The following is a 4,555-nucleotide window of genomic DNA, read 5'->3' as shown; positions in this document are numbered from 1 at the left end:
GCATTTCTAACCAGAAAGCTTTGATTCTGGATTTCCTGAAAGACAAAAAAGATATAGAAGTTGTTTCAGTCCGAGTTGATGATGGCTACTCAGGCTCTAATTTTGATCGTCCTGCATTCCAGGCAATGCTGGAAGATATCCGGCGTGGGATTGTAGACTGCGTAGTGGTAAAAGATTTATCACGATTTGGAAGGGAATATATTGATTCCGGGAAGTATATCGAGAGATTATTCCCGGCTCTTGGTGTGCGTTTTATTGCCATCAATGACAATTATGACAGTCTCAAGGGAAAGAATCAGGCAGACGAAATTATTATCCCATTTAAGAATTTAATCAATGATGCTTATTGCCGTGACATTTCTATTAAGATCAGGAGTAATCTTGAGATTAAGAGGAAAAAAGGTGAGTGTGTGACTCCGTTTGTAGCTTTTGGATACAGGAAGACAAAGACAGATAAGCATAAATTAGAGATTGATCCATCTGCAGGCAGTGTAGTACAGGATATTTTTAAGATGAAGCTGCAGGGAATGAGTCAGGATGCGATCGCTAATCGTTTAAATGAACTGGGTATTCTTTCCCCATTTGAGTATAAAATCAGCAACGGCAGTCGTTATGAAACAGGCTTCCGGCAGAAAGAACAGGCACTTTGGAGTTCCGTTACCGTCCGCAGGATACTGGAAAACGAGGTTTATATCGGAAACCTTGTGCAGGGAAAAAGGACGACACCGAACCATAAAGTGAAGCAGACTTATGTGAAACCGGAAGATGACTGGATCCGGATTGAGAAAAATCATGAGCCATTGGTGAGTGACCGTGATTTTGAAATTGTTCAGAGACTTCTGGGCATGGATACACGTACTTCGCCTGACCAAAAGCAAGTATATCTGTTATCCGGAATTGCTGTATGTGCGGATTGTGGTGCACCTATGACAAGAAAGGTTTCTACTGTGGCAGGGAAAAAATATGCTTATTATCTATGTTCCGCAAATAAAGAAACAAAACGCTGTTCTAGTCATAGAATACCGGAAAAGGATCTGGAAGATGCCGTACTGGTGATGCTGAAACAGCATATCCAGAATATCCTGCACCTGAAAAGAGTCCTGGAATTTGTTGGTACTGTGCCATTTCAGGAGATCAATATGAAGAAGCTGCAGGACAGGCTGGAGAAGAAAAAACAGGAGACAGAACGTTGTAAGGAGTTACGGATGATGCTCTATTCGGATATGAAAGAGGGCATTGTATCAAAAGAAGACTATGTAGAGCTTCATGCAGCCTATGGAAAGAGGCTTAGAAATGCGGAAGAGAGTATCCGTGCAATCCAGAAAGAAATGGATAGTGAGCTGGAAAAAGCAGACAATGCCAATACCTGGCTGGATTATTTTGTGAAATATCAGGATATTGAAGAACTGTCCCGCACAGTGGTGGTAGAACTGATCAGGAAAATCAGAGTATATGATAAAAAGAATATAGAGATCACTTTTGATTTTGATGATTGTTATCAGACATTGCTGAATCAATTACCGGCTATGGGAGTTGATACGGTAGTAGATGATGATAATAATCTGCAGGTCAAGGTAAAGGAGGTTGTATAAAATGGCACGAAAGAGTAGGAAAAACATTCCGGAAGTAGTCGGCAGTGCAACCGTCCAGACAGAGGTGAGAAGACCATTCCGGGCAGGATTGTATGCCAGAATTTCAATGGAAACAGAAGAAACATTAGAAAGAGGGACGATAGAAACCCAGGTGGAATTGATGAAAAACTTTGTAGCAGATACGGAAGATATTTCGGTTGCGGAAGTTTATAAGGACTCAGACTATTCAGGTACAAATTTTGACCGTCCTGGATTCGTACAGATGATGGAAGATATCAAGCATGGAAAAATCAATTGTGTTATTGTAAAAGATTTGTCCAGACTTGGAAGAAATTATGTCGAAACCAGCAACTATATTGAACGAGTATTTCCGTTTTTTCATGTAAGATTCCTGGCTGTGACAGATGATTTCGATTCCTTCAGAGAGGGTGTGGATCTTACAGTTCCACTGAAGAATATTATCAATGAGTTCTATTCGAAAGACCTTGCCAAAAAGAGCAGCAGCGCAAAAAAAGCTCTTTGGAAAAAAGGAAAATTTACAAGTGCCTGGGAACCGTATGGTTACAGAAAGTCAGAAGAAGACCATCATCAGCTGATCGTTGATGAAGAAGCTGCAGAACATTTGAAAAGTATATTTTCTATGTATATGGATGGCAGGAACTATAGTGATATTGCAAGACAGCTCAATAAAGATGGAGTTTTATCGCCGACTTTACAGAGAAAATTCTATAAAACCGGTGAGAAGCCGCTTCCGGAGTCAAAACCCTGGAACAATTATGAAGTGAAACGAGTTCTTCAGGATGTTCATTGCACAGGTGATTCTGTATTTGGAAAATATCAGCAAAGTGTTTTCCAGGGAAATAAACAGAGAAATCGACCAGAGAGTGAATGGGTGCATGTGGAGAACACGCATGAAGGGATTATAGATAGAGAGTTGTTTCAACAGGTACAATCTAAAATCCAGGAATATACGGAAGCTTATAAGAAGAAACATCAGCAGAACAATGGGGCTATTCGAAACCATAATTTCTATACAGGAAAGATATGGTGCGGAGGCTGTGGCAACCGCATGACGTTGTCCAGAGAAAGAAATGGCACATTCTTTTATATCTGCGGAGCCAATACTAACCATAAATCCGGAGGAAAGCAATGCAAAGGGCACAGAGTCAGAAAAGAATATGTGGATGACGATGTTCTTCGCCTGATCCAAACGCATATGAAAACCGTATTGGATACAGAAAAAATGATTCAGAAAATGAATGCAGCTTCCAAAAATCAGACACAGTACCTGCTTTTGGATAAAGAGGTGGGAAAACTTCGACGGGAACTAAGCCGTATCAGTAAGCGTAAATCGGATTTATATGAAGACTATTCCGAACGTTTGATTACAGAAGAAGAATACATACAGTTTTCTCGGATCTATTCCAATGAAATTGAGAATATCAAGAGCCGTCTGGACACAGTATTGGCGGCACAGGTTCGGTATTCCCAGGATTACCACATTGAAGAAGGCTGGGGAAATGTGATACATACTTATATGTCAAAGCGTAAGCTGACAAAAGAAATGGCAGATGCCTTTGTGGATTCAATTATTATCCATGGTAAGTATGATTATGAGATCAAGCTGGTATATGACGATCAGTTTGCAGATTTACAGAAACTAAAGAAAGAGAAGGAGGCGCAGTCAAGATGACAGATCTTAGAAAAACAGCTGTTTACATCCGTTTGTCTGCAGAAGATGACAATGTAGATGGCAGAGCCAAAAAAGAGAGCGACAGTGTAACTTCTCAGAGAATTCTGTTAAAATCATTTGTAATTGATGAGCTGGGTGTAGTTGAGTCGGATATTCTGGAATATGTGGATGACGGTGTCAGCGGTACTCATTTTAAAAGGCAGGGATTTCAACAGCTGCAGGATGACATGAAAAGCGGAGAAATCGGCTGTGTAGTTGTGAAAGACTTTTCCAGATTTGGAAGAGACTATTTGGAAGTTGGATTTTATATTGAATATATTTTTCCACTTCTACAGATTCGATTTATTTCGATTAATGACAGCTATGACAGTGCAGCAAGTAGCGGAATGACTGGTGGAATGAATGTAGCATTGCAGAATCTGGTATACAATATGTATAGCCTGGATTTGTCCAAGAAAATTTCATCAGCATTGCAGACAAGAACGAGAAATGGTACACGCCTTCCGGTAAATGCCAGATATGGCTATAAAAAAGGAAAAGATGGAAGGCTGGAAGTAGATCCAGAGGCTGCAAAAGTCGTGAAAATGATTTTTCGGATGGCAGCGGAAGGAACAAGTTTTGCGGATATTACAAGGGAATTGAACGGACAGGCGATTGCCACTTGTGATGAGCATAAATTATCAAGAGGGGATCAGGTGCAGTTCCAGAGGTTTGACACGATCAAAAAGAAACACTGGAGCCCTACGACAGTAGCGGCAATTGTCCGGGATGAGATTTATATTGGAACCAGAATCTGGGGAAAAACACGTTGCAGTATGCATACCGGTCATAAAGCAGTTCTGAATGATGAAACAGAATGGGTTCGCCTGGAAAATCATCATACGGCAATTATAGACAGGGCATTGTTTGAAAAAGCAAATGAAATGCATCCGAAAAAGAAGAGAAGTGTTGCGGAATCACGTACCAATTTTACTCTGGAAAGACGTAAAAAACAGCCGGCATTGTTGCTATGTGCTAACTGCGGGCATTCTCTGCTAAAAGAAACAGAGCATTTGCTGAAATGTTCAGATGCCCGAACCAATGGAGATCCTGTGTGTCGAAGTCTGGTGATCCGGCGGGAACCGTTGGAGGAGAATATCCTTGGGCTTGTTCATCAGTATGCAGCGTCAATGTTGGAAAAAGAAAAGAAAGTATCTTCCAACAGGCAATGCGACGACAAAGAGATCAATACCGCAGAATTGCAAAAACAGAGCCGACAGTTGACCTCGGA

At 40.9% G+C, this 4,555-nt stretch carries 3 protein-coding genes; all 3 read left to right on the top strand.

What is annotated here, in order from left to right:
- Positions 1-1,592 (top strand): recombinase family protein (locus G5B11_RS18200; protein ID WP_173729275.1); only part of this gene is annotated, 1,592 nt, incomplete at its 5' end.
- Position 1,593: 1 nt separating this feature from the next.
- Positions 1,594-3,285: a recombinase family protein gene (locus tag G5B11_RS18195; RefSeq protein WP_161286410.1), complete on the top strand. Its 1,692-nt coding sequence runs from the start codon at positions 1,594-1,596 to the stop codon at positions 3,283-3,285.
- The coding region (locus G5B11_RS18190) for a recombinase family protein (RefSeq protein ID WP_173729274.1) at positions 3,282-4,555 on the top strand (1,274 nt) is incomplete at its 3' end. The genes G5B11_RS18195 and G5B11_RS18190, both read left to right, overlap by 4 nt.

Origin of the sequence: Blautia glucerasea, assembly GCF_013304385.1 — a bacterium.
Classification (GTDB): Bacteria; Bacillota; Clostridia; order Lachnospirales; family Lachnospiraceae; genus Blautia_A; species Blautia_A ammoniilytica.
Note: the sequence above shows the minus strand (reverse complement) of the source record. Positions and strands in the feature narration are given on the sequence as shown.